Source organism: Mesorhizobium sp. M4B.F.Ca.ET.143.01.1.1, assembly GCF_004792275.1.
Lineage (GTDB): Bacteria > Pseudomonadota > Alphaproteobacteria > Rhizobiales > Rhizobiaceae > Mesorhizobium > Mesorhizobium abyssinicae.
This window is the reverse complement of record NZ_SRSR01000003.1, coordinates 463248-488654: the sequence shown is the minus strand read 5'-3', so window position 1 is coordinate 488654 and position 25407 is coordinate 463248. Positions and strand designations below refer to the sequence as shown.

General features: G+C 65.0%; 29 protein-coding genes and 1 other RNA gene. 11 read left to right on the top strand and 19 right to left on the bottom strand.

The annotated features are described in order from the left end of the window. The first annotated feature begins 89 nt into the window (after positions 1 to 89). On the top strand, positions 90 to 977 hold the full coding sequence (locus EN786_RS09690; protein ID WP_127309595.1) for a LysR family transcriptional regulator: 888 nt from the start codon (positions 90 to 92) through the stop codon (positions 975 to 977). Here EN786_RS09690 and EN786_RS09685 read toward each other — a convergent pair. The 3 genes from EN786_RS09685 to EN786_RS09675 are packed head-to-tail and all read right to left on the bottom strand — an operon-like array spanning position 948 to position 2437. Further along, positions 948 to 1499, bottom strand: coding sequence for a GNAT family N-acetyltransferase (locus tag EN786_RS09685; protein WP_127309594.1), 552 nt, complete (start codon positions 1497 to 1499; stop codon positions 948 to 950). The two genes, EN786_RS09690 and EN786_RS09685, sit on opposite strands and share 30 nt — an antisense overlap. A 58-nt stretch (positions 1500 to 1557) precedes the next feature. After that, complete coding sequence (locus EN786_RS09680; protein ID WP_127285082.1) at positions 1558 to 1866, bottom strand: hypothetical protein; 309 nt, start codon at positions 1864 to 1866, stop codon at positions 1558 to 1560. 4 nt (positions 1867 to 1870) lie between these two features. Further along, the gene (locus tag EN786_RS09675; protein WP_127285081.1) at positions 1871 to 2437 is read right to left on the bottom strand and encodes an XRE family transcriptional regulator; all 567 of its coding nucleotides are present in this window, start codon (positions 2435 to 2437) and stop codon (positions 1871 to 1873) included. A 152-nt stretch (positions 2438 to 2589) separates the two neighbouring features. Here EN786_RS09675 and EN786_RS09670 point away from each other — a divergent pair, with 152 nt between their 5' ends. Further along, positions 2590 to 4419 (top strand): ATP-binding protein, encoded by a 1830-nt coding sequence (locus tag EN786_RS09670; protein ID WP_127392109.1) that lies wholly within the window; start codon positions 2590 to 2592, stop codon positions 4417 to 4419. Between the two features lie 165 nt (positions 4420 to 4584). On the opposite strand, the gene EN786_RS09665 is transcribed toward EN786_RS09670, so the two are convergent. Together EN786_RS09665 and miaA are read right to left on the bottom strand one after the other, a co-directional pair. Then, positions 4585 to 5376, bottom strand: a complete 792-nt coding sequence (locus tag EN786_RS09665) for a GGDEF domain-containing protein (RefSeq protein WP_127283659.1) — start codon at positions 5374 to 5376, stop codon at positions 4585 to 4587. Positions 5377 to 5503: 127 nt separating this feature from the next. Then, the gene (gene miaA / locus EN786_RS09660) at positions 5504 to 6469 is read right to left on the bottom strand and encodes a tRNA (adenosine(37)-N6)-dimethylallyltransferase MiaA (protein ID WP_127310998.1); all 966 of its coding nucleotides are present in this window, start codon (positions 6467 to 6469) and stop codon (positions 5504 to 5506) included. Here miaA and serB point away from each other — a divergent pair. Beyond that, on the top strand, positions 6459 to 7346 hold the full coding sequence (gene serB / locus EN786_RS09655; RefSeq protein ID WP_127310995.1) for a phosphoserine phosphatase SerB: 888 nt from the start codon (positions 6459 to 6461) through the stop codon (positions 7344 to 7346). The two genes, miaA and serB, sit on opposite strands and share 11 nt — an antisense overlap. After that, the gene (locus tag EN786_RS09650) at positions 7343 to 7915 is read left to right on the top strand and encodes a GNAT family N-acetyltransferase (RefSeq protein ID WP_127310996.1); all 573 of its coding nucleotides are present in this window, start codon (positions 7343 to 7345) and stop codon (positions 7913 to 7915) included. Before serB ends, EN786_RS09650 begins: the two co-directional genes overlap by 4 nt. Before the next feature lie 45 nt (positions 7916 to 7960). On the opposite strand, the gene EN786_RS09645 is transcribed toward EN786_RS09650, so the two are convergent. The 6 genes from EN786_RS09645 to EN786_RS09620 all read right to left on the bottom strand — a co-directional run bounded on the left by EN786_RS09645 (position 7961) and on the right by EN786_RS09620 (position 13577). Then, positions 7961 to 9478 (bottom strand): DegQ family serine endoprotease, encoded by a 1518-nt coding sequence (locus tag EN786_RS09645; RefSeq protein WP_127283656.1) that lies wholly within the window; start codon positions 9476 to 9478, stop codon positions 7961 to 7963. A gap of 144 nt (positions 9479 to 9622) precedes the next feature. Then, a complete protein-coding gene (locus EN786_RS09640) occupies positions 9623 to 9808 on the bottom strand; it encodes a DUF2065 domain-containing protein (protein WP_127283655.1) in 186 nt (61 codons plus the stop codon). 6 nt (positions 9809 to 9814) lie between these two features. Next, a complete protein-coding gene (locus tag EN786_RS09635; RefSeq protein WP_127283654.1) occupies positions 9815 to 10768 on the bottom strand; it encodes a protease modulator HflC in 954 nt (317 codons plus the stop codon). Then, on the bottom strand, positions 10768 to 11883 hold the full coding sequence (gene hflK, locus EN786_RS09630) for an FtsH protease activity modulator HflK (protein WP_127283653.1): 1116 nt from the start codon (positions 11881 to 11883) through the stop codon (positions 10768 to 10770). The genes EN786_RS09635 and hflK overlap by 1 nt, the downstream gene beginning before the upstream one ends. 147 nt (positions 11884 to 12030) lie before the next feature. Next, entirely contained in the window at positions 12031 to 12549 is a 519-nt protein-coding gene (locus EN786_RS09625; protein ID WP_127311835.1) for a dihydrofolate reductase, read from the bottom strand. Beyond that, on the bottom strand, positions 12549 to 13577 hold the full coding sequence (locus EN786_RS09620; RefSeq protein WP_127311834.1) for a DUF4424 domain-containing protein: 1029 nt from the start codon (positions 13575 to 13577) through the stop codon (positions 12549 to 12551). Before EN786_RS09620 ends, EN786_RS09625 begins: the two co-directional genes overlap by 1 nt. A 221-nt stretch (positions 13578 to 13798) precedes the next feature. Between EN786_RS09620 and cobF the strand changes: the two genes are divergently transcribed. Further along, entirely contained in the window at positions 13799 to 14572 is a 774-nt protein-coding gene (gene cobF / locus EN786_RS09615; protein ID WP_127311833.1) for a precorrin-6A synthase (deacetylating), read from the top strand. Positions 14573 to 14596: 24 nt separating this feature from the next. Here cobF and EN786_RS09610 read toward each other — a convergent pair whose 3' ends face one another. The 4 genes from EN786_RS09610 to modA form a co-directional block, all read right to left on the bottom strand. Next, positions 14597 to 14938, bottom strand: a complete 342-nt coding sequence (locus EN786_RS09610; protein WP_127311832.1) for a winged helix-turn-helix domain-containing protein — start codon at positions 14936 to 14938, stop codon at positions 14597 to 14599. A gap of 79 nt (positions 14939 to 15017) precedes the next feature. After that, a complete protein-coding gene (gene modC, locus EN786_RS09605; protein WP_135908268.1) occupies positions 15018 to 16130 on the bottom strand; it encodes a molybdenum ABC transporter ATP-binding protein in 1113 nt (370 codons plus the stop codon). Next, positions 16127 to 16831, bottom strand: coding sequence for a molybdate ABC transporter permease subunit (gene modB / locus EN786_RS09600; RefSeq protein WP_135908266.1), 705 nt, complete (start codon positions 16829 to 16831; stop codon positions 16127 to 16129). Before modB ends, modC begins: the two co-directional genes overlap by 4 nt. 15 nt (positions 16832 to 16846) lie before the next feature. Then, positions 16847 to 17641 (bottom strand): molybdate ABC transporter substrate-binding protein, encoded by a 795-nt coding sequence (gene modA, locus EN786_RS09595; RefSeq protein ID WP_127311558.1) that lies wholly within the window; start codon positions 17639 to 17641, stop codon positions 16847 to 16849. A gap of 166 nt (positions 17642 to 17807) precedes the next feature. Between modA and EN786_RS09590 the strand changes: the two genes are divergently transcribed. Further along, positions 17808 to 18014, top strand: a complete 207-nt coding sequence (locus EN786_RS09590; protein ID WP_127311556.1) for a molybdopterin-binding protein — start codon at positions 17808 to 17810, stop codon at positions 18012 to 18014. A gap of 186 nt (positions 18015 to 18200) precedes the next feature. Here the strand turns inward: EN786_RS09590 and EN786_RS09585 are convergent, their stop codons facing one another. Beyond that, positions 18201 to 18995, bottom strand: a complete 795-nt coding sequence (locus tag EN786_RS09585; RefSeq protein ID WP_127311555.1) for a thymidylate synthase — start codon at positions 18993 to 18995, stop codon at positions 18201 to 18203. A 365-nt stretch (positions 18996 to 19360) separates the two neighbouring features. Next, the gene (locus EN786_RS09575) at positions 19361 to 19672 is read right to left on the bottom strand and encodes a DUF2853 family protein (protein ID WP_127283645.1); all 312 of its coding nucleotides are present in this window, start codon (positions 19670 to 19672) and stop codon (positions 19361 to 19363) included. Between the two features lie 157 nt (positions 19673 to 19829). On the opposite strand from EN786_RS09575, the gene ssrA reads away from it, so the two are divergent. Beyond that, positions 19830 to 20190, top strand: a transfer-messenger RNA (tmRNA) gene (ssrA, locus tag EN786_RS09570). Between the two features lie 180 nt (positions 20191 to 20370). Here ssrA and EN786_RS09565 read toward each other — a convergent pair. Continuing rightward, a complete protein-coding gene (locus tag EN786_RS09565) occupies positions 20371 to 21576 on the bottom strand; it encodes a multidrug effflux MFS transporter (protein ID WP_127283644.1) in 1206 nt (401 codons plus the stop codon). Positions 21577 to 21783: 207 nt separating this feature from the next. Here EN786_RS09565 and EN786_RS09560 point away from each other — a divergent pair, with 207 nt between their 5' ends. The 4 genes from EN786_RS09560 to EN786_RS09545 all read left to right on the top strand — a co-directional run bounded on the left by EN786_RS09560 (position 21784) and on the right by EN786_RS09545 (position 23578). Further along, positions 21784 to 22473: a TetR/AcrR family transcriptional regulator gene (locus EN786_RS09560; RefSeq protein WP_127392573.1), complete on the top strand. Its 690-nt coding sequence runs from the start codon at positions 21784 to 21786 to the stop codon at positions 22471 to 22473. Between the two features lie 118 nt (positions 22474 to 22591). Next, positions 22592 to 23125: an SspB family protein gene (locus EN786_RS09555; RefSeq protein WP_127283642.1), complete on the top strand. Its 534-nt coding sequence runs from the start codon at positions 22592 to 22594 to the stop codon at positions 23123 to 23125. A gap of 18 nt (positions 23126 to 23143) precedes the next feature. After that, the gene (locus EN786_RS09550; RefSeq protein ID WP_127312106.1) at positions 23144 to 23341 is read left to right on the top strand and encodes a DUF4169 family protein; all 198 of its coding nucleotides are present in this window, start codon (positions 23144 to 23146) and stop codon (positions 23339 to 23341) included. A gap of 9 nt (positions 23342 to 23350) precedes the next feature. Beyond that, on the top strand, positions 23351 to 23578 hold the full coding sequence (locus tag EN786_RS09545; RefSeq protein ID WP_127283640.1) for a ribbon-helix-helix domain-containing protein: 228 nt from the start codon (positions 23351 to 23353) through the stop codon (positions 23576 to 23578). Here EN786_RS09545 and EN786_RS09540 read toward each other — a convergent pair. After that, positions 23575 to 25377, bottom strand: coding sequence for a chloride channel protein (locus EN786_RS09540; RefSeq protein WP_135908264.1), 1803 nt, complete (start codon positions 25375 to 25377; stop codon positions 23575 to 23577). The genes EN786_RS09545 and EN786_RS09540 overlap by 4 nt on opposite strands. Positions 25378 to 25407 lie beyond the last annotated feature (30 nt).

Genomic DNA, 25407 nt, shown 5'->3' with positions numbered 1-25407 from the left:
CGGCATCCGCAGGGTTTCGGGTTGCATGATGCTGGCTTCGTAGTCATAACTCAAATTATCATTTTGCAGACTATGGCTATAGAATTCTAATGGCTGGAAGAATTGCCGGCGCCTTACCTCCGCTCGACTGGTTGCGCAGCTTCGAGGCGGCGGCGCGGCTTTCGAACTTCACCGCCGCGGCGGCCGAACTCGGCCTGACGCAGGCGGCCGTCAGCCAGCACATTCGCTCCCTCGAGCAGCGGCTGAAGACCAGGCTGTTCGTGCGTCTTGCCCGCGGTGTGGCGCTGTCGCCGGAGGGCGCCGCCTATCTTCCCCACATCCAGTCGGCCTTCGCCACCATCGGCAACAGCACCACGGAATTGTTCGAGCCGCGCGCCGTCCAGACCGTGACGGTGCGGGTGCCGATCTCCTTTGCCTTGCTGGTGCTCGTGCCTGCGCTCCCCGACCTGGCGAGAGCCCTGCCGCGGATCCAGCTCGACGTGGTGACCATTCATCGTCCCGCCGACTACGACCAGCCGGGCTCGACGCTCGACATCCGCTTCGGCAACGGGAACTTCCCCGGGCGCGAGGCCAACAGGCTGACTGTCGAGCGGCTGGTGCCGGTCGCCTCGCCGGCCCTGGCCGGCAATGCGGACTGGACGTCCCTGCCCTTGCTTCTGGTCGCCGGCGCGCGCGAGATGTGGGCCGAATGGTTTAGCGCTGCCGGCGTGCCGGGACATACCGGACGTTCGCACCGCTTCGACAGTTTCGTTGCCGCCATGGAAGCGGCCAAGACCGGCGCCGGCGCGCTGCTGGGCTCCAGGCCGCTGATCGATACGGCGCTTGGCAGCAAGGCGCTTGTGGCGCTTTCCGGCTTCGAGCTTTCCAGCAGCTCGGGCCATTTCCTGACCCGCGCTTCGGCCACTGGGCTGACCCAGGCCGAGCAGGATTTTCGTCTGTGGCTGCTGTCACGCCTTGCCGGAATCGGCGCTCTGTAGGCTTGCGCCGATCCGTTTCCAGTAGATCAGCGTGCCGGTCAATCCGCCATGCGGCTTCAGCGCGAAGTCGGGGATTTCGCCGGTCAGCGTGAAGCCGAGCTTCTCGTAGAGACCGGAGGCTCCCTCCTCGCTTGCCGTGTCCAGAACCAGCAAGGTGCGGCCGCGCTCCCCGGCGATGTCTTCCGCGGCCCGCATCAGTCGGGTCGCCACGCCTTGGCGACGACGATCGACGCGGGTCATCAGCTTGGCGATCTCGGCCCGGTGCGGCTGGTTGGGAGGAAAGTCGAGCAGCAAGGTGACCGTGCCGGCAAGGACATCGCCATCCCATGCGCCCAGCACCACCCGTTCGCCTAGCGCGGCGGCGGCAAGCGACTTCCGCCAGAAGGCCTCCGCTGCATCCTGCGCCAGCGGGTGCATAAAGCTCACCGACCCGCCGGCAGCCACCGTCTCGACCAGAAGCGCGGCCAGCAGTTTTTCCGTCTCGGCGTCCTGACTGAGGACGGTGATTTCTGTGGAAGTCATGTTCGCGGAGTGTCCCTTCGGATAAACGTGGATGACGCGGGGCGACCTGTTTCCAGCGTCACGAGAGATGGCTGAACCGCCTTCGCTTCCTTGCGCGGCGGATTTCGGCGATCCGCTCGGTGTCGCCTTCGCCGAGATGGCGACCGCGCTCGAGGATCTCGAGCGTGTATTCCTCATAGGTCAGGCCAAGCCGCTCGGCCCTGTCCAGCCGCATCAGCATGACGTCGCGGCTCGGCGCCTTCCATGCCTTTGCATGGGCCGCCTGCCAGGCGAAGAAGATGTAGGCGCCGCCCTTGCCCCAGGGCGGACCGTCATAGTCGTCGAGCGGCGGCCCGCCATTGTGCGAGCGTCGGGAACGTCGAGCCATGCCGTCAGCCTCTGACCAGCGCGACGAGATAGTCGGCGGCGTCCGGTCCCGGCGCATGGAAGGTGCAGTCGGACGGCGCGCCGAGCGCCAGGCAGTCGCCGGGCCGCAGACTGTGCACGACTTCGCCTTCCGTGAAATCGAGCCTCCCGCCGATCAGCCAGATCTGCTGCTTGATGAAGGCGTAGGACGCCGCCGGAAAGCTGACGCTCTGCCCCGCCGGCAAGCGCACCTTGATCAGTTCGAGCGGCATGTCGGAAGCCGGCGAGAGGTGCCGCCTGAGATAGCCGGTGGCCGGATCGCGCCAGACCGGCTGCTCGCCTTCGCGCAGCAGGCCGCCGCCCTTGAGTTCCGCCCTGGCAATGAGCGTCGACAGCGTCATGCCGAAGGCCGCGGCGATGCGCACCAGCAGCGCCGCGGTCGGGCTGGTCTTGCCCTGCTCTATGGTGCTGAGCATCGCCTTCGACACATCGGAGCGTTCCGCGAGCTCCGCCAGCGACCAGCCCCGCAAGGCCCGTTCCGAGCGTATCCTGCTGCCAAGGCTGGATGAAATGTCGTTCGCTATATCATTCATTCGTTCAATATAGAGAACTCGACACGGAATGAAAGTCGGCGTTCGATCGAATTTTCGCGGTCGGCTTAACGGCGCCTACACCATCCGACCTCACCCCGGCTTAACCTCATCTGTGTAGGTTGCATCCCGAGGGAATGGGGATCATGCCATCTATGTTTGTCGAACGCGAAGTCTCCGTTGGAGAAGCGACCTCGCAGGAGCGTCGCAACAGGGAGCAGAGCGACAAGCGCATTCTCGGCAATGTCGTGCAATGCGATGGCGCGCGCGCCACCATTGGCGCCTATGCCGACGATATCGAAGGCGCGATCACCGGCCTGTGGACCGTCGGCAAGATGATCTCGATCAACCTCGGCTCGACCCGAACGGTCGGCCTCGTTTACGCGATCGGCAAGTCGGACCGCGCCTGGAGCAATGAGGGGCAGAACCCGATCGAGGTCAGCATCGAGTTGATCGGCGAGGTGCGCGACGGCGCCGAGCCAGGCGCCAAGCCCGTCTTCGACCGCGGCATCACCACCTATCCGCATATCGGCGCCATTGCGCACCGCATCCGCAGCCGCGACCTGCAGGCGGTCTACGATCTCGCCGGCCGGCATTCGATCACCATCGGCACGCTGTCGCAGGACGAGGCGATCGACGCCAACATCGCCATCGACGATGTCCTGGCGCGTCACTTCGCCATCGTCGGCACGACCGGCGTCGGCAAGTCCACAGCCGTGTCGCTACTGTTGCGCAAGTCGATCGAGGCCCGGCCGGACCTTCGCATCCTCATCCTCGACCCGCACAACGAGTTCGCTGCCTCGCTGCCCGAATATTGCGTCAGGGTCGATTCCAAGACGCTGGACCTGCCCTTCTGGATGTTCAGGCTGGAAGAGTTCGCCGAGGTGCTGTTTCGCGGGCGCGAGACGGAGCCCGAGGAAGTCGATGTGCTGCGCGATCTCATCCCCGCCGCCAAGAACCTCTATCGCAACCCGGGCTCCGGAACCTATCTGCGGCGCGGCAGCGACGCGCTGACCGCCGATACGCCGGTACCCTACCGCATCGCCGATCTCATCAAGCAGATCGACGAGCGCATGGGCATGCTTGAAAGCAAGAACGACCGCCCGACGCTGAAATCGCTCAAGACGCGCATCGAATCGGCGGCGTCCGATCCCCGCTATCGCTTCATGTTCAACTCGCGCCTGATCGAGGACACCATCCACGAGACGATCGGCAACATCTTCCGCGTGCCGAACCACGGCCGTCCGGTGACCTGCTTCGAGATGGCCGGCATGCCGTCCGAGGTGGTCAATTCCGTCTGCTCGGTGCTGGCGCGCCTGGCGTTCGACCTCGCTCTGTGGAGCGAGGGGCGGCTGCGGCTGCTGCTGCTGTGCGAGGAAGCGCATCGCTATATGCCGGCCGATCCCCGCCTCGGTTTCGCGCCGACAAGGCACGCGCTGTCGCGCATCGCCAAGGAGGGGCGCAAATACGGCTGCTATCTCGGCGTCGTCACCCAGCGTCCGGGCGAGCTCGACCCGACCATCCTGTCGCAGTGCTCGACCTTTTTCGCCATGCGGCTGGCCAACGAGCAGGACCAGGCGATCATCCGTTCGGCGATCGCCGATTCGTCCGCCTCGACGCTGGCCTTCCTGTCCTCGATGGGCCAGCGGGAAGCCATCGCCTTCGGCGAAGGCGTGGCGACGACGATGCGGCTGAAGTTCGAGAAACTGGCGCAGGAACTCATCCCCGGCACCGGCACGCGCGAGCAGGCGGTGCCCTCCGAAACCGGCGAAGACGTCGATCTCGCCGCGATCGTCGAACGGCTGCGCAACGTGCCGAAGCCGCAGCAGCAGATGGCCTTCGCCGAGGTCGTCGACACCGCTCGCCAGGCGGGCGACCCGGACTACCGCAAGCCCGCCGCCCCGCGCATGCAGCCGGACGAGGACTTCGACACCCGCTACGGCCTCAAGCCCGCAACCTTCGGCATGCGCCCGCAGAACGATTGATCTCTTCTTCTTCGGAAGTTCGGAGAAATCCCGAGAGAGAATTCATCAGGCCGGATTGAATGGCGCGGCTTTCGAGAACCCGGAGCGGAGCGGACATGAGTCCGTGAGCACCGGAAGTCGAGAAGGCCGAGTCAGTCGGCTGGCCTCATGAATTCGCTCCGGGATTTAGGCGCAGACGCGGTTGCGGCCTTGCCTCTTCGCCTCATAGAGCTGGCGGTCGGCGCGGCGATAAAAGTCCTCGGCCGTTTCCTTACGGTCCCAGACGGCGAGGCCGACGCTGGTGGTGATTTTGAGGCGAACGTTGCCGGACAGCACCGACATGTTGGCGATCGCCTTGCGGATGCGCTCGGCGAATTTGGCCAGCAATTCGGCGTCCATGTTCGGCGTCACCACGGCGAACTCCTCGCCGCCGAGCCGCGCCACCACGTCATGATAGCGCGTCATGCCCTTCAGGCAGCCGGCGACCGCCTTCAGCACCTCGTCGCCGACGTCATGGCCATGCGTGTCGTTGACCTGCTTGAAATGGTCGAGATCGAGGATCATCAGCCCGACCGGCTTTTCGATGCGACGGAACTCCTCGAGATATTCCTTCAGCGCGTCGTCGAAATAGCGCCGGTTCTGCATGCCGGTGAGCCCGTCGGTCAGCGCCGCGTGCTCCAGCGTTTCCGAACGCGCGCTGAGTGAGACCGTCATGGCGCGCAGCTTGCCCTCTTCGGTCGCCTGCCTGCGGATCAGCGGGTAGATGAAGAAGACGCCGAAGAACAGCGCGGTCGCCAGCAGCACGCCGGTCGCGAACAGCAGTCTGTTGAGATACTTGATCTTTTCGATGCGGGAGGCCGCGTCCAGGTCGGTGGCGATGGCCTGCAGGAAACCGTAGGCGTGCAGCGTCACCAGGCCGGCGGCCAGGATCACGAAAATAAAGACGAAAAATGCGGATTCCGCCTTGTGGAAACGCATCTGCTCCCCGTGGAACTACCCAAAGTTCCTTATGCCATGCAGGGCCTTACGGAGGGTTAATCAGGACAACCTGAGCGAGAATGTCCGGTTTTTGTCTTACTTTCGTGATTGCATTAGCGGCCAGAGATCAGATCGCAGGCATGGCGCCGCCGGCGACATGCAATCGCCGCCATTCCGGACCCAGTTGATGGCGGAACCAGGTCGCCTGGCGCTTGGCATATTGCCGCGTCGCGATCTTGGCGCGCTCGATCGCTTCGGCGAAGCCCAACTGCCCGGCCATCGCCGCCTGCAACTCGCGCACGCCGATTGCCTTCATCGCCGGCAGATCCGGATCGAGGTTGAGCGCCAACAGCTCTCTGACCTCGTCCAGGGCGCCGACGTCCAGCATGCGGTCGAACCGCGTCTCGATCCGCCCGACCAGCTCCGCGCGATCCGGTTCGATGACCAGGAACCGCGCGCTCTCGCGGTCGATAAGCGGCCGGCCCCGCGCCGCCTGCCATTCGGCTATGGAACGGCCCGAGGCGTCGAGCACCTCCAGCGCGCGCACGATGCGCTGGCCGTCGGTCGGCCTGAGCTGCATGCCGACCGCCGAATCCTCGCGCATAAGGATGCGGTGCAGCCTCTCGGCGCCCTGTTCCTTGAGTTCGTAGCGCCAGCGGTCGCGGATCGCCGTCGGAATCTCGGGCATGTCCGAAATCCCTTCGGCAAGCGCGCGAAAGTAGAGCCCGGTGCCGCCGACAAAAATCACCGGCCGTTCCACGAAGGCACCGACCGGCCGTTCGGCGAGCAGGCGGTCCTCGATCAGCTTCGTCACGTCGCGCAGCCAGGCGCCGGTGGAATAGGCGACCGACGGATGGACGTGGCCGTAAAGATGGTGCGGCGCGCGGGCGAGATCGGTGGAGCCCGGCCGCGCTGTCAACACGTCGAGCACCGAATAGCCCTGCATGGAATCGGTGTTGACGATGATGCCGCCCTGGCGCTCGGCGAGATCCAGCGCAAGCGCCGACTTGCCGCTGGCGGTCGGCCCGGCTATCAGGATCGCGTTCTTCACGCGGCCCTCGCCCGCCTGTCCGGAAGTCCCGATGCCGCTGATCGCCACGCTTGTGTCCCATCCCGAAGGCCGCGCCGTATCGGCCACGCTAGCGAATATGGCCTCACGGTCGGTCGGCGCAAGCGCTGTTCGCTGGCTGGCCGAGGACATCGCCTGCGATCTCGTCCTGCCGGAAACCGCGGACGCCTCTGAAACGGCCGCCACCCTGCGCGCCGCGCTCGCCTCGCACCCGGTCGACGTGATCGTCCAGCCGGCTGACGGCCGGCGCAAGAAGATCCTCATCGCCGACATGGATTCGACGATGATCGACCAGGAGTGCATCGACGAACTGGCCGACGAGATCGGCGTCAAGGACCGTGTCGCGGCGATCACCGCGCGCTCGATGAACGGCGAGATCGCCTTCGAACCGGCCCTGCGCGAGCGCGTCGCCCTGCTGAAGGGCCTCGACACCGCCGTGGTCGACCGCCTCGTCGAGACCCGGCTGACGCTGGCATCCGGTGGCCTCGTGCTGGTGCGCACCATGCGGGCCAACGGCGCCTGGGCGGCGCTCGTGTCCGGCGGCTTCAATGTCTTCACCAGCCGCATCGCGGCGATGCTCGGCTTCCAGGAAAACCGCGCCAACCGGCTGATCGAGGAGAATGGCCGTTTCACCGGCCTGGTCGCAGAGCCGATCCTCGGCCGCGCCGCCAAGGCGGAGGCCTTGCTCGAGATCGCCGCCCGGCTTGGTCTCACCCCTGCCGACGCGCTTGCCGTCGGCGACGGCGCCAACGACCTCGATATGATCCGCCTGGCCGGCACCGGCGTCGCCCTGCATGCCAAGCCCTCGGTGGCGGCGGAGGCCAAGGTCCGCATCGACCATGGCGACCTGACGGCGCTGCTCTATCTGCAAGGCTATCGCCAGGAGGAGTTTGCCGGATGAAACCGATGCGCACCAAGCGCCTGATCCTGCGCAACTGGGAGGATCGTGATCGCGAGCTCTTCCATCGCATCAATTCTGACGAGCAGGTGATGGAATTCTTTCCGTTCCGCCGCGACCGCGCCGAGACGGATGCCAAAATGGATGAATTTCGCGGCTGGATCGCCGAGGATGGCTTTGGCTTTGCCGCCGCCGAGATCGCCGCGACGGGCGAATGCATCGGCTTTGTCGGCCTCTTGGAGACCGATCACGTGCCGTCCATGCCTTCCGACACAATCGAGATCGGCTGGCGGCTGGCGCCCGAATTCTGGGGCAAGGGCTATGTCACGGAGGCGGCCGAGGCCTGGCTCGCCTTTGGCTTCGAGACGCTCGACCGCGACGAGATCGTCTCCTTCGCCGTGGCCGACAACCACCGCTCCACCGCCGTCATGAAGCGCCTCGGCATGAGCGCCGATCCGGCGCGCGACTTCGATCATCCCGACATCCCGGACAGTCATCCGGCGCTCAAGCGGCATGTCTTCTACAGGCTGGCGCGCGATGACTGGCAGGCACGAAAAAGGGCGGCTCGTTAGCCGCCCTTTTCATTGAAACTCAGTCGGTTGCGCGATTTTCCGGACTCAATCCATCCGGATCGTAACGAACCGCAACTCACCGGTCTTCGACGCCAGCATCAGGAGCGCGTTCTTGCGCCCTTGTTCCTTCAGCGCGCCGATGCGGTCCATGACGTCCTTCGGCGTCGCCACCGATTCCTGGGCGATCTCGGTGATCACCTCGCCAGGCTGGATGCCGCGCTCGGCCGCTGCCGAATCCTTGGTGACGTCGGTGATGACGACGCCCGAGACGTCGGCGGCGATGCCGAACTTGGTCCGCGTCTCGTCATTGAGTTCGCCGATGGTCATGCCGAGCACGGCCGCCGTCGAGACCGCGGGCGCCTTGTCGCCATTGTCCTGGTCGGTGTTGCTGCCGTCCTCGCCGCTGGCCAGCTTCTCGCCGTCCTCGAGCCGGCCGAGCGTCACCTTCACCGTCTGCTCGACGCCCTTGCGCACGATGACCACGTCCACCGCCTTGCCGACCGGGCTTTCGGCGACGACGCGCGGCAGGTCGCGCATCTCGTGAATGTCCTTGCCGTCGAACTTGATGATGACGTCGCCGGCCAGGATCGTGCCGTTGTCGACCGGCCCGCCCTTGATGACGCCGGCCACCAGCGCGCCCTTGGCGGTCGCCATGCCGAGGCTTTCGGCGATGTCGTCGGTCACCGGCTGGATGCGCACGCCGAGCCAGCCGCGCCGCGTTTCGCCGAACTGGCGAAGCTGGTCGACGACGCCCGAGGCAAGCTGCGAGGGAATGGAGAAGCCGATGCCGATCGAGCCGCCCGACGGCGAGATGATCGCCGTGTTGATGCCGATGACCTCGCCCAGGCTGTTGAACAGCGGACCGCCGGAATTGCCGCGGTTGATCGCGGCGTCGGTCTGGATGAAGTCGTCATAGGGGCCGGAATTGATGTCGCGGTTGCGTGCCGACACGATGCCGACCGTCACCGTGCCGCCGAGGCCGAACGGATTGCCGATCGCCATCACCCAGTCGCCGACCCGCATCTTGGTGGAATCGCCGAACTTCACCGCCGTCAGCTTGTGGCCCTTCGGGTCGACCTTCAGCACCGCGACGTCGGTCTTGGTGTCGGTGCCGACCAGCGTCGCCTTCAGCGTCACGCCGTCGGAGAAATTCACCTCGATGTCGTCGGCGTCGGCGATGACGTGGTTGTTGGTGACCACGATGCCTTGCTCGGCGTCGATGACGAAGCCGGAGCCCAGCGACTGCACTTTCTGGGCGCCGCCGCCCTTGTCGCCGCCGCGGTTCTTGAAAAAGTCGTCGAAGAAATCCTGGAACGGCGAGCCCTCGGGCAATTGCGGCATCGGCACCGCGCCGGGTCCTTCCGAGCCCTTCACCGTCTGCGAGGTCGAGATGTTGACGACGGCGCCCAGCAGGCCCTGGGCAAGATCGGCAACCGAAGCCGGTCCGTCGGCGGCGACGGTCGGCGTCACGGTGGACGGGACAAGGAAGGTGCCGACGAGCAGCGCCGCTGCGCCGGCGACGAGCGTCCGCCTGGCCACGCGCAGAAGGGTGTTGGGTGTCATCGAGGGCCTCCCGGTGTTTCTGAAAGAAAGCGCTTCCGCAAAAACGCCGCGTTGCGTCATGTTGGCAAGAAATACGGCACGTTTGCGGCTATGGCTATCGGCAGAGGATAAATCGTCCGTTACGCCGGCACCAAGAAATTTTCGTCAGCCGCGCACCAGCCAGACGATGCCGACGCCAATGGCGATCGCCGCCAGTCCAGCGATGCGCAGCGCGGTCTCCGGCATCGACAGCACCTCGGTGGCGAGCTTCTTGGCCAAGCCCGGAAACCCGCCATAGACCAGGCCCTCGACGACGAGGACCAGGCCCATTGCCGCGAGAAAATCCTGCACCGGCCGCTACTGGCCGGTGCCGGGTTGCGCCGGCGGCGTGGCCGGCGCGGGTTGCGGCGCCGTTGGCTTTACCGGTGCTTCCATGCTGTTCGGATCGCGGAAATAGCGGAAGAACTCGGACTCAGGCGACAGCACCATGGTCGTCCCGGTGTTGTCGAGCGCCGTGCCGTAGGCGTTCATCGAGCGGTAGAACTCGAAGAAGGCCGGGTCGCGCTGATAGGCGGCCGCGAAGGTCGCGCTGCGCTGGGCTTCGCCCTCGCCGCGCAGGATTTCCGATTCCTTCTGCGCCTCGGCGACGATCTCGACCACTTCGCGGTCGGCGCGGGCCTTGATGCGCTGCGCCGCCTCGTTGCCGCGTGCCCTCAGCCGCTCGGCCTCGGCGAGACGCTCGGCCTTCATGCGGTCGAAAGTCTGCTGCGAAACCTCGGCGGTCAGATCGGTCCGGCGAATGCGCACATCCTCGATTTCGAGGCCGAGCGAGGTGGCGTCGGGCCTGAGCTGGTCGCGCACCTCGCGCATCATGACGGCGCGTTCCTCGGACAGCGCGGCCTCGAAGTCGCGCAGACCGTAGACACGGCGAAGCGCCGCGTCGAGACGCGTCCTCAGCCGCTGCTCGGCAAGCTCGATGCTGCCGGACACCGCGGCGCGGAAGACGCGCGGGTTCGAGATACGGTAGGCAATGAAGGCATCGACCTCGTAGAACTTGCCGCCCGAGACCTGGACGCGGATGTTGTCGAGGTCGAAGCGCAGTACGCGGTTCTCGATCAGCTGCACGCTGTCGGCATCGAAGAAGGCGAAGGGCGCCTTGAAATAGATGCCGGGCTCGGTCTTGACGTCGACGATCTCGCCGAACCTCAGCACCAGCGCCTGCTGGCGCGCGTTGACCACGAACACCGATGAGTAGATCAGGAACAGGACGACCGCCGCGACGACGGCGATGATGGGGAGACGGTTGGCCATCACTGGGTTCCTCCCGTCGTGGCGCCCAGGGCGCCCGGCGCCGGCGCCTTCTGCTGCAATGCCGGAAGCGGCAGGTAGGGGACGACCCCTTGCCCGTTGCCCTGCTCGACGATGACCTTGCTCGAATCCTTCAGCACCCGCTCCATCGTTTCCAGGTAGAGGCGCTTGCGCGTCACGTCGGGCGCCTTGGCGTATTCGTCATAGACCGAGATGAAGCGCTGCGCCTCACCCTCGGCCTCCTGAACCACGCGGTTCTTGTAGGCCGCCGCGTCCTCGCGGATCTGGGCGGCCGCGCCGCGCGCCTGGCCGAGTTTCTGGTTGGAATACTGGTTGGCCTGCTCGACGAACTTGTCCTCGTCCTGCTCGGCCCGCTGCACCTCGTCGAAGGCGTCGGCCACCTCGCGCGGCGGCGCTGCATCCTCGATCGAGACGGCGTTGACGTTGAGACCGGCCTTGTAGCCGTCCAGTGTCGTCTGGATGATCTCGCGCACCGAGGCGGCTATGCCCTGGCGGTCATCGCGGAAGATATCCTGAGCCGGCCGACGGCCGACGGCTTCACGCATGGCGCTTTCGGCGACCTGCCGCAGCATGCCGTCGGGATCGGATACGTCGAACAGATAGGCCCTGGGATCGGAGACCTGATAGGCGACCGAGAACTGCACGTTGACGATGTTCTGGTCGCCCGAAAGCATCAGCCCGGAGCTGTTGCTGTTGGTCGCGCCGCCGCCGATATCGACGAGCTGTTCGGCGATGTTGGCCGTCTCGACGGTCTCGACCGGCCACCAATGGAAATGCAGGCCGGGCTCCGAAAGCTCGGCCTTCGGCTTGCCGAAGCGCAGTTCGACGGCAACCTCGTCAGGCTGCACGGTGTAGACCGCCTTGAATGCCCACAGTACGACGAGCGCCGCGGCGATCAACCCGAACACCGCGGGGCTGGCGCCGCCGCCGCCCGGCAGGGCGCGCCGCAATCTGTCCTGGCCGCGGCGGATGATGTCTTCCAGGTCGGGAGGCGAGCCTTGCGGACCGCTGGGGCCCTTCGGCCCCTGCCCCCAGGGACCCTGATTGCCGCCGCCGCCCCATGGGCCGCCGCCACCGCTCTTGTCGTTCCAGGGCATGAATGTCCTTTCGCTTGGGATTCCCTCAGCGCCGGCCTGACGGCGCAAAATCCGATGTCGTACTTCTATAGGGACGCCACGGCGCGCTTTCAACGCGATCTGCTGGCCGGCCGTCCGTTTTGGGCCGCTAGCGACCCTTTGTCGTCCTCAGTTTGCGCCGCGACGGCGTTCGTAGACCGTATAGCGGGTCGCGTGGCTGTCCTTCTCGCCGGCCGGCACGTCCTCGGCGCCGACGGTGCGCCACACTTGCGGGTCGATCGGCGGAAAATGCGCATCGCCCTCGACGCTGGCGAGCACGTGGGTGACATGCAGCCGATCGGCCAGCGGCAGCGCCTGGGCGTAGATTTCGCCGCCGCCGACCACGCAAATCTCGTCGGCGCCGGCCATGCAGCGCCCGCGCACATTGGCAAGCGCGATGGCATCGCTGAGCGAATGCGCGGTCTCGACGCCTTCGGCCCGCCAGGCCTTGTCGCGCGTCACCACGATGTTGAGCCGGCCCGGCAGCGGCCGGCCGATGCCTTCATAGGTCTTGCGCCCCATGATGATCGGCTTGCCCATCGTGTCGGCCTTGAAGCGCTTGAGATCGGTGGAAAGCCGCCATGGCAGGCCACCATCGCGCCCGATCACGCCGTTCTCGGCGATGGCGACGTAGATTGCGATATCCATCAGCCACCGTTCCCGTTGTCACCGCCGCTCGTGTCATCCGCCGGCTCGAGCAGCAAGATGTCGATGTCGTGCTCGGGATAGAAATCCTTCGCCGTCATCTCGAATGTCGTCGGTCCGACCTTGCGGACATTGTCGCCGCAGAAGGAGACCAGGTTCTTCGGGCTGCCCTTGTCGATGGTCAGCTTGAAGTCGCCGATATTGCCCGAGGCCCAGTTGCCGCCCGTGGTCAGGATATAGGCGATCCTGCTTTCGAAATATTGCGGGTAGCCGTCGGGATTGTCCTTGGCCGCCTTGCGCACCGCATTCTCGAAACCATCGTCCATGCAATAGCGGGTCTTGTAGGTCGCGTACTGGCCCTGGAACTGGCCGTCATAGAAGAAGCTGACCGACGAGGTTCCGCCGACGCTCGGCTTGTAGCGGTGCGAGACATGCACCGCCTTGTTGGCGGGGAAGGTCGAACGCCACCAATAGGTCGAGCGCAATTGCCAGAACGGCGCGTAGACGGTCTTCATCCCCGAGCCGTCATCGGCGGTATCCTCGATGATGATACCGCGGTTTTCCCAGTCCTCGGCGACCTCCTTGGGAAGCTTCGCCAGCGCCGCCTTGGCCGCGTCGCCGAACGGATAGAGCGGCACGTTCTGCGCCTTGAGATCGGCGCTGATGTCGATACCCAGCGCAAAGGCCTTCTGCTCGAGTTGCGGCTTTGCATCGGCGCCGTCGATCGTCACCTCGAAGCCGAGGAAATTATCGCTCTGCGCTTCGGGGATCGCCGGCATCTCGTTCGGGTCGCCTTCGATGTCGGGCATCGGGAAGGCAACGATGGCACTGACGTCCTTGTCGGTGTTGTTGCGGAAGACATAGTCGACCGTCACCTTTTCCTGCGAGATGAAGAGGTCCTCGCTCGCCATGGCGACGGCGTCGCTGCGCGACAGGATCAGTCCGCCGGTTCCGAGTTCTGCGATCGAATCGTTGGCCAATGCCGGCGTGGCCGACCATGCCAGCGCTGCGGTCAGGATAGTGCGGAACATGAACCCCCCTCTTGGCGGCAGAGCCGGCATTGGCCGGATGCGCGCCCACATCTAGAGCAAATCCAGGAAAAGTGGGTAGCGGTTTTCCGCCCGGACTTACGCAAGACAAATAGCTAGAGCAGTTCGGCGTTTCCACCAAACGATGGCCATTCGGCGGCCTTGCCGGTGCTTGCTTCACGCCTGTCTGGACACCGGCTTCCCGATCGGGCAGGAGTTCGCGCATGCGCAAGCTTCTGGTCATCGGCATCGGCGCCGGCAATCCCGAACATATGACGGTCCAGGCCATCAACGGCCTGAACCGGGCGGACGTCCTGTTTATTCCAGACAAGGGCGCGAAAAAGAACGATCTCGCCGAACTGCGCCGGCAGATCTGCGACCGCTTCGTGACCAACCCGAAATCGCGCCGGGTGGAATTCGACGTGCCGGTGCGGGCCGAGCCCTCTCCCTCCTACCGGGCGACGGTCGACGACTGGCATGAAGCGATCGCCGCAATCTACGAAGGCCTGATCCGCGATGAGCTTGCCGAAGATGGTTGCGGCGCTTTCCTGATCTGGGGCGACCCCTCCCTCTACGACAGCGCGCTGCGCATCCTCGAGCGGGTGCGGCTGCGTCGCAATGTCGAGTTCGAGCTCGAGGTCATTCCCGGCATCACCGCCGTCCAGGCGCTGGCTGCCGGCCACAAAATGGCGCTGAACCGCATCGGCGATCCCGTGTTGATCACCACCGGCCGCCGCCTGACGCAAGAGGGCATGCCCGGCAACGCCGGCAGCGCGGTCGTCATGCTCGACGGCAAATGCGCCTTCAACACGCTGGACGACGACAACCTCGTCATCCATTGGGGCGCCTATCTCGGCACGCCCGACGAGATCGTCATCTCCGGTCGCCTTGGCGACGTCGGCGCGGAGATCGAAAGGGTCCGCGAGGAAGCCCGGCAAAGCAAGGGCTGGATCATGGACACCTATCTGCTGCGCAAGCCCGGCGAGCCTGAGGAATAGAGACCACCCGGTACGGGGCGGCGCTCAGCCCGCATCGATCTCCGCTTGCAAGGCCTCCATATGCTGCGCTGCCGCGGACGCTGCCGCCCGTTCTATGGCCCGGAAGCGGCTGACGACCGCCAGGCCGACCGCGGTCAATTGCGCGCCGCCGCCCTTCTTGCCGCCCGTCTGCGCCGCGACCAGCGGCTTGCCGAACACCCGGTTCATGTCCTCGACCAGGTCCCAGGCATGCTTGTAGGACATCTCCATGCCGCGCGCCGCGGCCGAGATCGAGCCGAAGGCGGCGATCTGCTCCAGCAGCTCAATCTTGCCCGGCCCGATCCGCCCGTCGGGATCGAGATTTATCCGCAAGCTCAGCGATGGCATCCCTTGTCCTCCGCGATCAGATTAGCCGCTCGGTAGCGCAATCGCTATTCCAAACCAACATAGCGACATTGTCCTTTCGTCACCCATCGGCCTCGGTCGGCAGCCCTGGTCCCGTCGTCGCGCTGTCGAAGCTCACGGTCTTGATCACCGCGAAGACCTTGCGGCCGAGGGCAAGGCGCAGCGTGTGCTTCGACTGTTCGGTGATGCGCGCCAGCACGATGGCGCCATTGCAGTCGATGGCGATCTCCACCGTCGGGCCGACGCCCGGCCTGACCGCGGTGATCGTTCCCGCCAATATATTGAGCGCGCTGAGACCCACCGGCTCTTCGGTCGCGATCATGACGTCGCGGGCACGGATGCGCAGCCGCACCGGCGTCCCGGCCGGCCGTGACAGGCGCGGCACGCGGATTTCGCCGGCCGGCGAGCCGAGCACCGTCATGCCGAAGGTCTCGTCGTGGCGCAGCACCCTGGTGTCCAGCACCGCGCCGCCCTCGCCGCGCTCTTCCGCCGGCAACAGGTCGAGCCGCTGCATGATCGCCCCGGTCGGGCCGGCGGCCGCGACCTTGCCTTGCGCCAGCACAACCACGTCGCTCGCCAGCCGCGCCACTTCGGCGACGGAATGGCTGACATAGACGATCGGGATCTTCGTCTCGTCGCGCAATCGCTCGATATAGGGCAGGATCTCAGCCTTGCGCGCCTCGTCGAGCGAAGCCAGCGGCTCGTCCATCAGCAGCAGTTTCGGGCTGGCAAGCAGCGCCCGTCCGATCGCCACGCGCTGCTTCTCGCCACCCGACAGCTTGGCCGGCCGCCGGTCGAGCAGATGGCCGATGCCTAGCAGGCCGACCACCGCGTCGATGTCGGCATAGCGCTCGGAGGCCGGCGTGAACCACCGGCCATAGCGCAGATTGCCGGCGACGCTCATGTGCGGAAACAGCCGCGCGTCCTGGAACACCATGCCGATGCGGCGCTTGTGCATCGGCACGAACACGTCGGATTGCGTATCGACCAGCACGCGGCCGTCGATGGCGATCCGCCCCTTCTGGGGACGGATCAGCCCGGCGATCAGGTTGATCAGCGTCGACTTGCCGGAACCGGACGGCCCGAACAGCGCCGTCAGCCGACCGGCGCTTTCGAAACTGGCATCGATCTCGAAATCGCCAAGCCGGTGGCCGATGTCGACGAGCAGCGTCATTCGATGTCCATCCGCCGGCCGACGCGCCGCGCCAGCACTTCCGACGCCACCAGCGCGGCCATCGAGATGACGATCGAGATCAGCGTCAGCCTGAGCGCGCCGTCATCGCCGCCCGGCACCTGGGTGAAGGTGTAGATCGCCGAAGGCAGCGTCTGCGTCTCGTTGGGGATGTTGGAGACGAAGGTGATTGTCGCGCCGAATTCGCCCATCGCCTTGGCGAAGGCCAGGATGGACCCGGCGATCAGGCCAGGCAGGATCAGCGGCAGCGTGATGGTGGTGAACACCCAGAGCGGGTTGGCGCCGAGCGTGCCGGCCGCCGCCTCCATCCGGCGGTCCACCGCCTCGATCGACAGCCGGATCGCCCGCACCATCAGCGGAAAGCCCATGACGCCGCAGGCAAGTGCCGCACCCGTCCAGCGGAACGAAAAGACGATGCCGAAATGCTCGGCCAGAAAGGCGCCGGCCGGCCCCCGCTTGCCGAAGGTGAGCAGAAGCAGGTAACCGGTCACCACCGGCGGCAGGATCAGCGGCAGGTGCACCAGCCCGTTGAGCAGCGTCTTGCCCCAGAACTTTCCCCGGGCAAGAACCAGCGCAATCAAGATGCCCGGTGGCAGGCTGAAGAGCATCGCCACCGTGGCCACCTTGATCGACAGCCGGACCGCATTCCATTCGTCGGGAGTGAGGTCCAGCAGCCAGTTCATGCGTGGGACGCTGCCTTAGTTGGAAGGCGCCAGGATGGTGAACCCCTGCGCCTTGAAAAGGTCCGCCGCCTTGGCGGATTCGAGGCATTTCAGGAATGCCGGCGCATCCTTGTCCTTCGAATCGGCGGTCTGGGCAACCGGGTAGATGATCGGCGGATGCGAATCCTCCGGGAAGGTGCCGACCACCTTCACGCCCTTTTCGGCATGCGCGTCGGTGGCATAGACGATGCCGAGCCCCGCCTCGCCGGTCGACACCAGCTTCAGCGCCGCGCGCACATTCTCGGCCTGCGCCACCTTGCTCTCGACCGAGGACCACACGCCCAGCGATTCCAGCGCCGCCTTGCCGTATTTGCCTGCCGGCACCGCCTTGACATCGCCCATGGCGAGCTTGCTGTCGCCGATCAGCTTGGCGAGGTCGAAACCCTTGTCGATCTTGGCCTCGACCTTGGAATCCTTCGGCGCCACCAGCACGATCTGGTTGCCGAGCAGCTTCACCTCGGTGTCCGGCTTGGTCAGCTTCTTGTCCGAGAGATACTTCATCCAGTCGAGGTCGGCCGAGATGAAGATATCGGCCGGCGCGCCGCCCTCGATCTGCTTGGCCAGCGCCGAGCTTGCCGCGTAGGAAATGGTCGCCGCCTCGCCGACATCGGCCTCGCACGCCTTGTTGACGCCATCGAGCGCCTCCTTGAGGCTGGCCGCGGCAAAGACGACCACCTTGTCCTCGGCATGGGCGGCAGGTGCGGCGGCCATCAAAAGTGCGGTCAGCCCGCCAACAGCGAAGGCCTTAAGTCCGAAATCCGTGCGCGTCAGCAAGAAACTCTCCCCGGGGGTTTGAAAATCCATTCGGCTCAAAGCCTGCCGATCGATATATCCGCACGAATATAACAAGGAAAGAGCTTTCGCGGCCACTGTCGTTGTGCGACAGGATTTTCCCAGCCTACGATGGATTTCAGCCAACACAGCGAAAGAGCCCTCCATGAAGATCAGCGCCCGCAATATCCTCAAGGGAACGATCGTCGAGATCGTCAAGGGAGCCACCACTTCGCATGTCCGCATCAATACCGGCGGCGCCGTCGTCACCGCCTCGATCACCAACGAGGCTGTTGCCGACCTCAAGCTCGAAAAGGGCAAGCAGGCCTATGCGGTGATCAAGGCCTCGGATGTCATGGTCGGCATCGACTGACGGCGATTGTCGGACGAGTCTGACTCCAAATCCCGACATTGAGGCGAAGGTGCGTTTAGATTCAGGTCAGGCCGAGCCGCGAACGGCGGTTTCCGAGAACCGGAGCGGAGCGTACTTAACTTACGTCAGCACCGGAAGCGCAGGAAACCGCCGGTCGCGGGCCGGCATCGCCTGAATATCAACACCTTAGACGGCGATCGGCGCCTTGATGGTCGCGTCGGCGAAGTAGTTCTCGAGCCGGAAATCCTCGAACCGGAAGGCGAAAAGGTCCTTCACCTCCGGATTGATCCACATCGTCGGCAGCGGCTTCGGCGTGCGCCGCAACTGCTCGCGCGCCTGCTCGAAATGGTTCGAGTAGAGATGCGCGTCGCCGAGCGTGTGGACGAAATCGCCGGGCTTCAGCCCGGTCACCTGCGCCACCATCAGCGTCAGCAGCGCGTAGGAGGCGATGTTGAACGGCACGCCGAGGAAAATGTCGGCGGAGCGCTGGTAGAGCTGGCAGGACAGCCGGCCTTCCGAGACGTAGAACTGGAACAGGCAGTGGCAGGGCGGCAGCGCCATCGCCTCGACCTCGGCCGGATTCCACGCCGAGACGATCAACCGCCGCGAATTGGGATTGCGACGGATCTCCTTCAGAAGGTTCGCGATCTGGTCGATCTCGCCGCCACGGCCGTCCGGCCACGAGCGCCATTGCTTGCCGTAGACCGGGCCGAGGTCGCCGTTCTCGTCCGCCCATTCGTCCCAGATGGAGACGCCATTGTCCTTGAGGTATTTGATGTTGGTGTCACCGGCCAGGAACCAGAGCAGCTCGTGGATGATCGACTTCAGATGCAGCTTCTTGGTCGTCGTGACCGGGAAGCCGCGTGAGAGGTCGAAACGCATCTGGTAGCCGAACACCCCGCGGGTGCCGGTTCCGGTGCGGTCGCCGCGGTCGACGCCGTTCTCCAGCACATGCTTCAACAGGTCGAGATACTGGCGCATCGGCTTGGCCTCGATTCGGGAGTGCGGGCATTATAGCTACCAGACAGCTGGCCGAACACATCAATACGGCACAAGCATTGCTTTGCCACCATTCTTTCCGGGCGGTTGCGCCGCCCCTCATTGCCCTGCCGGGCATTTCTCCCCGTATAGTGACGGGGAGAAAGAGGCTGGCCGCACGCCGCTGCCCTTCTCGAAACGCCGGTGATTGGCGAAACCATCAATGACCGCGTCCCCTCTCCCCGTCACTATACGGGGAGAGGATGCCGGCAGGCAGGTGAGGGGCGGCACTGCCGCACAGTGGGTGCAAATTCAAATCTGGAGCGACCGCCCTTGCGGCGCCGGCCTCTGCAAGCCGACGCCCGATCTCAGAGGGAGCCGAGCTTGCCCAGGTCCTTCGCCACAAGGTAGTAGAACGTCACCCGGCTCTTGGTGTTGTCGGCGGCCATCGCCTTGCAGACCTTCTCGATCGCACCATCGGCCTTCTTGGCGTCGGCGACGCCGAGCTTCTTGGCGGCCCAGTTCTCCCGGACGCGTTCCAGTTCCTTCGGGTCCGTGCAGGACACCAGCGAGGAATCGCGGTTCCTCAGCGCGATGCCCAGGTGCTTGACGATCTTCTCGACCGCGTCGGCGCTGGCGCCGGCGTCGTACTTCTTCACATCCGCGAGATAGTCGGCCATCAGAAAAATCCCCTCGTCGGCGCCACGGATCCTGTCGATGAGGCTTGTGGCGCTCTACGCAATCTGTGCGCTAGGTAGCAACTCCTCACCGGTGCAAAGCTTCGGTTGAGCGCGCCGGCAAGTCAACCCATTTTGAGATAGGGACAAAGTCCCATTCGGCCTTTCAATTTCCATGATCGGCCCCTATATTCGTTTCGTCGGCTTGACCGACTATGGCGATAAACAGGCGATGCAATAAGCCGTTCGGACCCGGGGGCGGTACCCGGCGCCTCCACCAAAAACCGCTCTTGTCGAAAGAGCGGCTTTTGCTGGGGGCGAAATAGGATCGACGAAGGTGTAAAGATCGTACTTTTGCCCGGCATTGTACCACCGTCATCGGGCTAAACTTATAGTTGCCAACGACAACTATGCGGAAGCTCGTCTCGCTGCGTAATGCAGTGCGAACGCTTCAAATCAAGCCCTAGAGGTTCGCACTTCTAGGCGGGGTTCGGAGGTACCTGGCAACAGAAACCTCCACTTCTCCCCTCCTCCATTTTTCTGCAGCAGCATTTTTGCGCCTGGCACGAGGCTACGACCCGGTGCTGTTCGCTCGTTCCCATCGCGGAGCGATTGCGCTTCGTTGCCGATGCGGCCGGTTTATGCAAAACATGAAAAAGGCCGGGCGAGCCCGGCCTTTTTGTTACGATTTCGAGCGTTGCTTACTCGGCCGGCGCTTCCACTGTCTCCCGCACGCGGCCGAGCGTGAGCTTGGCCAGCGAGAAGGAAATCACCGCGCAGAGCGTGATGCCGGCCACCATCGGCAGCGGCGTGCCGTCGAAGAACAGCCCGGCGACACCCATGGCCAGCGCTCCGATGGCGAAATGCAGCGTGCCCATCAGCGCCGAGGCGGTGCCGGCGATCTCGCCATGCTCTTCCATGGCCAGCACCGAAGTGGTCGGGATGACCAGCCCGAGGAAGCCGTAGCCGACGAAGAGCAGCGCCGCCATCACATCGAGCCGGTCGACGCCGGAGGCCATGATCGCGAACAGCGCCACCATCGTCGTGGCATAACCGGTCACCGCCACCCAGACAACGCGCTTCAGCCCGAAGCGGTCCGCCAGCATCCCGGTCAGCTGCGACATGCCGATGAAGGCAACCGCGTTGATCGAGAAGAACACGCTGTAGACCGAAGGCGACAGGCCGTAGTGGTCGATCAGAATGAAGGACGAACTCGACAGATAGACGAAGAAGCTGGCGATGCCGAAGCCGGCGATCGCCACCAGCCCGAGGAAGTTGCGGTCGCCCATCAGGTAGCGGTAGCCGGACAACGCCGTGCCGAAGGAGGAGCCGGCGCGCTCCTCGACGGAGCGCGTCTCCTTGAGCGACGTGGCGAGCAGGATGGTGGCGAGCGCCGCCGCACCCGTCACGGTCCAGAACACGGCGCGCCAGCCGAAGCTCTCGATGATCTGGCTGCCGGTCAACGGCGCGAGAATCGGCGACACCGAAAACACCAGCATAAGCAATGACATCAGCTTGGCCGCCTCGTTGCCGGTGTGCAGGTCGCGCACGATGGCGCGCGGAATGGCCATGCCGGCGCTGGCGCCGAGGCCCTGCAGGAAGCGGAAGGCGATCAGCCATTCGATGGTCGGCGCCATCGCCGAGCCGATGCCGCCGATCATGAACAGCGCGAGGCCGCCATAGAGCGGCAGCTTGCGGCCGACCATATCGGAGATCGGACCGACGAGGATCTGGCCGAACCCCATCGACAGGAAGAAGATCAGCAGGCTCATCTGCACCGCCGAGGTGCCGGCGTGCAGATCCTCGCCGATCGACGGCAGGGCAGGAAGATACATGTCGATGGCGAACGGGCCGATGGCGGACAACAGGCCGAGCACGACCGCGATGCGGAGGAATTTGGGACTCATGGTAAGGCTTCTTTCGGATCTGGCTGCCGCCGCGAAGGCGGCGTCTAACCCAGGACGTTCCATCCCGTGACATTCCGACATCCCAGAGCGAACTTGTTCGTCTCTTGAGCGAACCTATTCGTCCATCCGAAGCGAAATGCCTTTGTTCTATGTCCACAAAATTAGACACTCTTGTCCAAATCGTCAATCACCGCTATATAGATTTTTATGAAGCCCGGCGCCTCTCCTGACACTTTCCCGCCACGCAGCCATGAGGCAAAGCGCATTTCGGTTGTCGAGGCCGCTGCTTCGGTTTTCTGCCGCGAAGGATTTGCCGGCGCCAATATCGACCTGATCGCCGCCGAGGCCGGCGTATCGCGCCAGACCGTCTACAACCACCATGGCGACAAGGAAAAGCTCTTCATCGCCGTCGTGCGCGACCTCACCGAGCGCTGCAACGCCGGCATCTTCGCCACCATCGCCACCTTCCCCGACCAGCCCGGCGACCTCGAAGCCGATCTTGTCGGCTTTGCCGTGCGCATGAACCGCAACTGCATCTGCAACCGTGACGGCAGGTTCCTGCGCAAGCTGATCCAGGCCGAGGGCGAACGTTATCCCGAGCTTTTCGCCGAATGGCGCGAACAGGGGCCGGGGCGAACCTGGTCGGCGCTTGCCGCCCGCTTTGCCCGCCTCGCCTATGCCGGACACCTGTCGATCGACGACCCGGACGTGGCGGCGCGCCAATTCCTTGCCCTCGTCAACGCCGAATTGCAGATAAGCTTCATGCTCGGCGGCACACCGACGGAGGAAGAGGTGCTGCAATCCGCCGGCAATGGCGTGCGCACCTTCCTGCGCGCCTTCGGCCGCCACAAGGCCGCCTCCCACGCGCCCAGAAAGAGCGCGCTCGTCGGCGCCTGAGCCATCAAATCGTCGGCAAAGAGCCTCGCTTCCGGGAGACCGCGATCTATATGCGGTTTACGCCGCGCTCAAGCTTGATTACAGCTATGCGGACGATTCAACGGAACCCGACCGTCACATGGCCGACGACCACATCCGCTACGACATTCTGGCCCAGGAGGCGTTGCGCGGCGTCATGCGCAAGGTCCTGGCCGAAGTCGCGCGCACTGGCCTTCCGGGCAACCATCATTTCTTCATCACGTTCCTGACCGGCGCGCCGGGAGTGCGCGTGTCGTCGCGGCTGCGCGAGCGCTATCCGGAGCAGATGACCATCGTCATCCAGTTCCAGTACTGGGACCTGAAAGTGTCCGACACCGGCTTCGAGGTCGGGCTCTCCTTCTCCGACGTGCCGGAAAAGCTCGAGATCCCCTTCTCCGCCGTTCGCGGCTTCTACGATCCCTCGGTCAATTTCGAGCTCGAATTCGACGTCAAGACGGACGGCGCAGCCGACGACGAACCGGCGCAGCCCGCGCCCGAGCCGCTGGCCGTCGTCACCGAGAAGAAACCGGAGACGAAGAAGAAGGCCGCCGCCGAGGCCGACAAGAAGCCCGCCGCCGCGGACGCCGGCAAGAGCGCCGACGTGGTGTCTCTCGACGCCTTCCGCAAGAAATAACACGCCGGACGGTGCGGCATGGGCGACGTCGTCAATCTCCGCCAGGTCCGCAAGCAAAAGGCGCGGACCGAGAAGGAGCGGCAGGCTGGCGAGAACCGTGCCCTGCATGGCCGCTCCAAGGCCGATCGGGACCGCGATCGCCTGGCCGCCGACAAGGCCGAGCACTTCATCGCCGGCCATCGCCGCGAAAAGCCTGGTGATCCAAACGAGAGCTGAGCGCCTCACGTGAGCCCGGTCGAAAAGCGTTCCGTGACGATCCGCGGCCATCGCACGAGCTATTCACTCGAAAAGCCCTTCTACGACGACCTCGTCACGATCGCGGCGGCGCGAAAGCTGACGCTTGCCGCTCTCGTCGCCGAGATCGACGAAACCCGTCCGCGCGACGCCAACCTCTCCTCCGCGCTCAGGCTTTATGTGCTGGATTGGGCCAAGCGCGGTGCTGGAGTGGCTTAGACAGGGCCCGTCGCGCTGCCCTGTTTCCGGCGCCGGGCGCCAAAGGAGAGCAAGGCCGAACGGTCACGTTCCTCCGCCTGCTTTTTCGACCGGACCCGCATCAGATCCTTCCAGCCGACATAGCCGACCAGGCGCGCATCCTCGCGCGTAACGACGGGAAGATGCGAGATGTTTGCCGTCAGCAGCTTGTCGGACAGGCCCTCCAGATATTCGTCGGGATAGGCAAGCGTCACCTTGCTGCCGGCCAGCAACTCGCCAAGCGTCGTCTTGCGGTGCTTGCCGGCGCGCCGCCAGCGCAGGATTGCCGGCGGATCGATGACGCCAAGCACGTGCCCTTCCCCGGTCACGACGGGAAAGCTCGGGTGCCGCGTCTCTGGCGCGGTCAGGAAGGCGGCGGCGCCATGCAAGGTCATCGTTGCCGGCACGCGTTCGACTTCTGTCGTCATCACCTCGCGCACCGTGGTCAGCGCGAACGGATCGACACGGTATTCGCGCACCAGATGGTGCCCTCGCCGCGCCACCTTTTCGGTCAGGATCGAGCGCTTCATCAACAGCACGGTGACCGCGTGCGCCGTGGCGCAGGCCGCGATCAGCGGCACCAGCATATGGGTGTTGCCGGTCAGCTCGACCGCGAAGAAGGTGGCGGTCAGCGGCGCGCGCATGGTGCCGCCCATGGTCGCGGCCATCGCCAGCAGCGGCCAGAAGCCGGGGGTCGCCTCGGGCAGGATGCCGGCAAGAGCAGCCCCCATCGCCCCGCCCATGATCAGCAGGGGCGCTAGCACGCCGCCGGACGTTCCCGAGCCCAGCGCCACCGACCAGATGATCGCCTTCACCACCAGCAGCGTGAACGCGGCGGCCGCCAGCGTTTTTCCGTCCAGCATGTTGGCGATGTTGTCATAGCCGACGCCGAGCGCCTGCGGCTCGATCAGCCCGCCAATACCGACCACCAGGCCGCCGAGCATCGGCCACCACATCCAGTGGATGGGCAGTTTCTGGAATGCATCCTCGCAGGCATAGACCATCTGCGTCAGCAATCCCGACAGGAGCCCGGCTGAGATGCCGATCAGCACCCAGCCGCCAAGCCCCTGGAATGACGCCGCCATACTGCCCTCGAACGGGAAGATCGGCTCCGGCAGATGCAGCAAAGTGCGCTCGACTTCGGCGACGATGGCGGCCACCGCGACGGGGATGAAACTGCGCGGCGTCCATTCGAACAGAAGCAGCTCGACCGCCAGCATGATGGCGGCGATCGGCGTTCCGAACACGGTGGTCATGCCGGCCGCCGCCCCCGCCACCAGCAGCGTCTTGCGCTCATTGTCGCTGACCGGCAGCATCTGCGCGATCAGCGAGCCGATGGCGCCGCCGGTCATGATGATCGGACCTTCGGCGCCGAACGGCCCGCCCGAGCCGATCGAGATCGCCGACGACAACGGCTTCAGGATCGCCACCTTGGCGTCGAGCCGCGAGCGCCCGAGCAGGATCGCCTCGATGGCCTCGGGAATGCCGTGACCGCGGATCTTCTCGCTGCCGAAGCGTGCCATCAAGCCGATGATCAGCGCGCCGATCACCGGCACGATCACAGCGGCAAGCCCAAGCGGCGTATCCTCGAGCCTGAGTTCGGCGAGCGAGAACTGGCCGAAATAGGCGATGTTGGTGGCGAGCCGGATGAGCTTCAGCAGCGCAATGCCGGCAAACAGCCCCGCCGTGGCGACCACGACGGCGATTGCCGCGATGAGAAGCACCCGCGCGTCGGTGGTGAAGTCGCGGAGATGGCCGTTTCCGGCATGAGCGGATTTCATTTGGGAGCCCAGCTTTCTGGTTGTCGGGCC

Bases quoted from the DNA above. Each gene is read 5' to 3' on its own strand.
- EN786_RS09685 (WP_127309594.1), bottom strand. From the start codon at position 1,499: ATGACTTCCACAGAAATCACCGTCCTCAGTCAGGACGCCGAGACGGAA.
- EN786_RS09690 (WP_127309595.1), top strand. From the start codon at position 90: ATGGCTGGAAGAATTGCCGGCGCCTTACCTCCGCTCGACTGGTTGCGC.
- EN786_RS09625 (WP_127311835.1), bottom strand. From the start codon at position 12,549: ATGGATATCGCAATCTACGTCGCCATCGCCGAGAACGGCGTGATCGGG.
- EN786_RS09540 (WP_135908264.1), bottom strand. From the start codon at position 25,377: ATGAAATCCGCTCATGCCGGAAACGGCCATCTCCGCGACTTCACCACC.
- EN786_RS09565 (WP_127283644.1), bottom strand. From the start codon at position 21,576: ATGAGTCCCAAATTCCTCCGCATCGCGGTCGTGCTCGGCCTGTTGTCC.
- EN786_RS09620 (WP_127311834.1), bottom strand. From the start codon at position 13,577: ATGTTCCGCACTATCCTGACCGCAGCGCTGGCATGGTCGGCCACGCCG.
- EN786_RS09645 (WP_127283656.1), bottom strand. From the start codon at position 9,478: ATGACACCCAACACCCTTCTGCGCGTGGCCAGGCGGACGCTCGTCGCC.
- EN786_RS09555 (WP_127283642.1), top strand. From the start codon at position 22,592: ATGGCCGACGACCACATCCGCTACGACATTCTGGCCCAGGAGGCGTTG.
- EN786_RS09680 (WP_127285082.1), bottom strand. From the start codon at position 1,866: ATGGCTCGACGTTCCCGACGCTCGCACAATGGCGGGCCGCCGCTCGAC.
- modC (WP_135908268.1), bottom strand. From the start codon at position 16,130: ATGACGCTGCTCGTCGACATCGGCCACCGGCTTGGCGATTTCGAGATC.
- EN786_RS09665 (WP_127283659.1), bottom strand. From the start codon at position 5,376: ATGCGTTTCCACAAGGCGGAATCCGCATTTTTCGTCTTTATTTTCGTG.
- EN786_RS09650 (WP_127310996.1), top strand. From the start codon at position 7,343: ATGAAACCGATGCGCACCAAGCGCCTGATCCTGCGCAACTGGGAGGAT.
- EN786_RS09670 (WP_127392109.1), top strand. From the start codon at position 2,590: ATGTTTGTCGAACGCGAAGTCTCCGTTGGAGAAGCGACCTCGCAGGAG.
- EN786_RS09635 (WP_127283654.1), bottom strand. From the start codon at position 10,768: ATGGCCAACCGTCTCCCCATCATCGCCGTCGTCGCGGCGGTCGTCCTG.
- modB (WP_135908266.1), bottom strand. From the start codon at position 16,831: ATGAACTGGCTGCTGGACCTCACTCCCGACGAATGGAATGCGGTCCGG.
- EN786_RS09560 (WP_127392573.1), top strand. From the start codon at position 21,784: ATGAAGCCCGGCGCCTCTCCTGACACTTTCCCGCCACGCAGCCATGAG.
- EN786_RS09585 (WP_127311555.1), bottom strand. From the start codon at position 18,995: ATGCGCCAGTATCTCGACCTGTTGAAGCATGTGCTGGAGAACGGCGTC.
- cobF (WP_127311833.1), top strand. From the start codon at position 13,799: ATGCGCAAGCTTCTGGTCATCGGCATCGGCGCCGGCAATCCCGAACAT.
- EN786_RS09610 (WP_127311832.1), bottom strand. From the start codon at position 14,938: ATGCCATCGCTGAGCTTGCGGATAAATCTCGATCCCGACGGGCGGATC.
- EN786_RS09675 (WP_127285081.1), bottom strand. From the start codon at position 2,437: ATGAATGATATAGCGAACGACATTTCATCCAGCCTTGGCAGCAGGATA.
- hflK (WP_127283653.1), bottom strand. From the start codon at position 11,883: ATGCCCTGGAACGACAAGAGCGGTGGCGGCGGCCCATGGGGCGGCGGC.
- EN786_RS09550 (WP_127312106.1), top strand. From the start codon at position 23,144: ATGGGCGACGTCGTCAATCTCCGCCAGGTCCGCAAGCAAAAGGCGCGG.
- serB (WP_127310995.1), top strand. From the start codon at position 6,459: ATGCCGCTGATCGCCACGCTTGTGTCCCATCCCGAAGGCCGCGCCGTA.
- EN786_RS09575 (WP_127283645.1), bottom strand. From the start codon at position 19,672: ATGGCCGACTATCTCGCGGATGTGAAGAAGTACGACGCCGGCGCCAGC.
- EN786_RS09590 (WP_127311556.1), top strand. From the start codon at position 17,808: ATGAAGATCAGCGCCCGCAATATCCTCAAGGGAACGATCGTCGAGATC.